Genomic DNA, 1962 nt, shown 5'->3' with positions numbered 1-1962 from the left:
CCCCTACCCCCTGCCCGCCACCGGTCTGGCGCTGATCATCATCGACATGCAGCGCGATTTCATTGAACCCGGCGGCTTTGGCGATGCCCTGGGTAACGATGTCGGCCTGCTGCGATCGATCATCCCCAACGTGAAAGCGCTACAGGAAGCGTTTCGCCGCTACGGGCTACCGATCTTTCAAACCGTGGAGGGGCATTTGCCGGATTTGTCCGACTGCCCGCCCTCGAAACGCGATCGCGGCTCCAGTACCCTCAAAATTGGCGATCGCGGCCCAATGGGGCGCATTTTGGTGCTAGGCGAACCGGGCAACGGCATCATTCCCGAACTTGCGCCGCTGCCGGGAGAAGCGATCATCCCCAAACCCGGCAAGGGAGCCTTCTACGCCACCGATTTAGAGTCTCACCTCAAAGCCCAGGGCATTACCCACCTGATTATCACGGGTGTAACCACCGAGGTCTGCGTGCAGACCACCATGCGCGAAGCCAACGATCGCGGCTACGAGTGCCTGCTGGTCGAAGACGCTACCGAAAGCTACTTCCCTGCCTTTAAGCAGGCCACCCTGGAGATGGTGCGTGCCCAGGACGGCATCATCGGCTGGACAGGACTGACCGAGGCATTGCTAACGACCCTGGCAGCCCAGTATAAAGCTCCGGTAGTGGCATACAGCAATTCGGAATGATTCGTGAAAACGTACTAGAACGTCTTGATTTGTACCCTCAATTTTGTCCTGGTACTCGACGGCTGAAATATGCCCACCATTCCGAATTGCTTGGCTCCCTACCCCCCCTGCTCCCTAGCTTCCGGAGAATAGTATCTAAACTTGCGCCGTACTAAACTTGCGCCGCAGAGTACTAGGAACTAAGCCGCTGTTCAGTTTCACCGTCAAACCAGTGGATTGTTTCTGGCGGCAGGGCCAGGGTTAAATTTTCTTTGCTCCAGGTGGCATCGGCGGGCAGCAGCGCCCGCAGGGTTAGGCTAGGGTCGCCCTGCACTCGCAGACTCACCAGGTCGCTCATGCCCAGGTTTTCAACTAAGAACACGTCGCCCGTAGCAGTCAGGGCATCGCCTGCGCGAGGCAGCCGCAGGTGCTCGGGGCGAATGCCAAGAATAACCGACGATGACTGCACTCCAGCGGGCAAAGGCACCCGAAAATCGCCCAGCACCACGTCATGGCCGGTGCGGCTCAGGGGAAACAGGTTCATCTGGGGGCTGCCGATAAAGCTGGCCACAAACCGATTAGCCGGGGTTTTGTAGATCTCGTGAGGGTGACCCAGCTGTTGCAGATAGCCGTTGCTCAGCACCGCCACCTTGGTTGAGAGGGTCATGGCCTCGGTCTGGTCATGGGTGACGTAGACAATGGGCGATTTTTGGTCGGCAAAAATTTGCTTCAGGTCGGCCCGCACCTGCTCGCGCAGCAGAGCATCCAGGTTGCTGAGAGGTTCATCAAGCAAAAACACGTCGGGGTTACGCACCAGGGCGCGGGCTAGAGCCACCCGCTGCCGCTGCCCACCCGAAAGCTTAGCTGGTTTGCGATCGAGCAGGGGGTCGAGGCCCAGTACCGCAGACACCTCCTGCACCCGCTTCTGAATGTCGCCCGCTGGCAGGTGGCGCAGCTTGAGGCCTGAGGCAATATTTTCACCCACGGTCATGTGGGGGTAGAGGGCGTAGCTTTGGAACACCATAGCAATATTGCGATCGCCCGGCGGCAGCGGGCTGACATCGCGATCGCCAATCATCACCCGGCCCTCGGTGGGCTGATCCAGCCCCGCAATCAACCGCAAAATCGTTGATTTTCCACAGCCCGACGGCCCCACCAGGGTCAAAAACTCGTTGTCTTCCACCGTCAGATTGAGCTTTTTCACCGGCACAATGTCGCGGCTGTAGGCTTTGGTGAGGTCTTGCAATTCGAGTTTAGCCATGATCGTAGAGATAGGTGAGTAGGAGAGTGGGCGGGTGGATGGG

General features: G+C 58.8%; 2 protein-coding genes. One reads left to right on the top strand and one right to left on the bottom strand.

Features of this window, described 5'->3' with window-relative positions:
* Nucleotides 1-679: cysteine hydrolase family protein (locus IQ273_RS32870; protein ID WP_194027266.1), on the top strand; the 679-nt coding region annotated here is incomplete at its 5' end.
* Between the two features lie 172 nt (nucleotides 680-851).
* On the opposite strand, the gene IQ273_RS32865 is transcribed toward IQ273_RS32870, so the two are convergent.
* Nucleotides 852-1919, bottom strand: coding sequence for an ABC transporter ATP-binding protein (locus IQ273_RS32865; RefSeq protein ID WP_194027265.1), 1068 nt, complete (start codon nucleotides 1917-1919; stop codon nucleotides 852-854).
* Nucleotides 1920-1962: the final 43 nt, after the last annotated feature.

The organism is Nodosilinea sp. LEGE 07298 (genome assembly GCF_015207265.1).
Lineage (GTDB): Bacteria > Cyanobacteriota > Cyanobacteriia > Phormidesmidales > Phormidesmidaceae > Nodosilinea.
The sequence above is the reverse complement of the archived record's forward strand: the minus strand, read 5'-3'. Positions and strand labels throughout refer to the sequence as shown.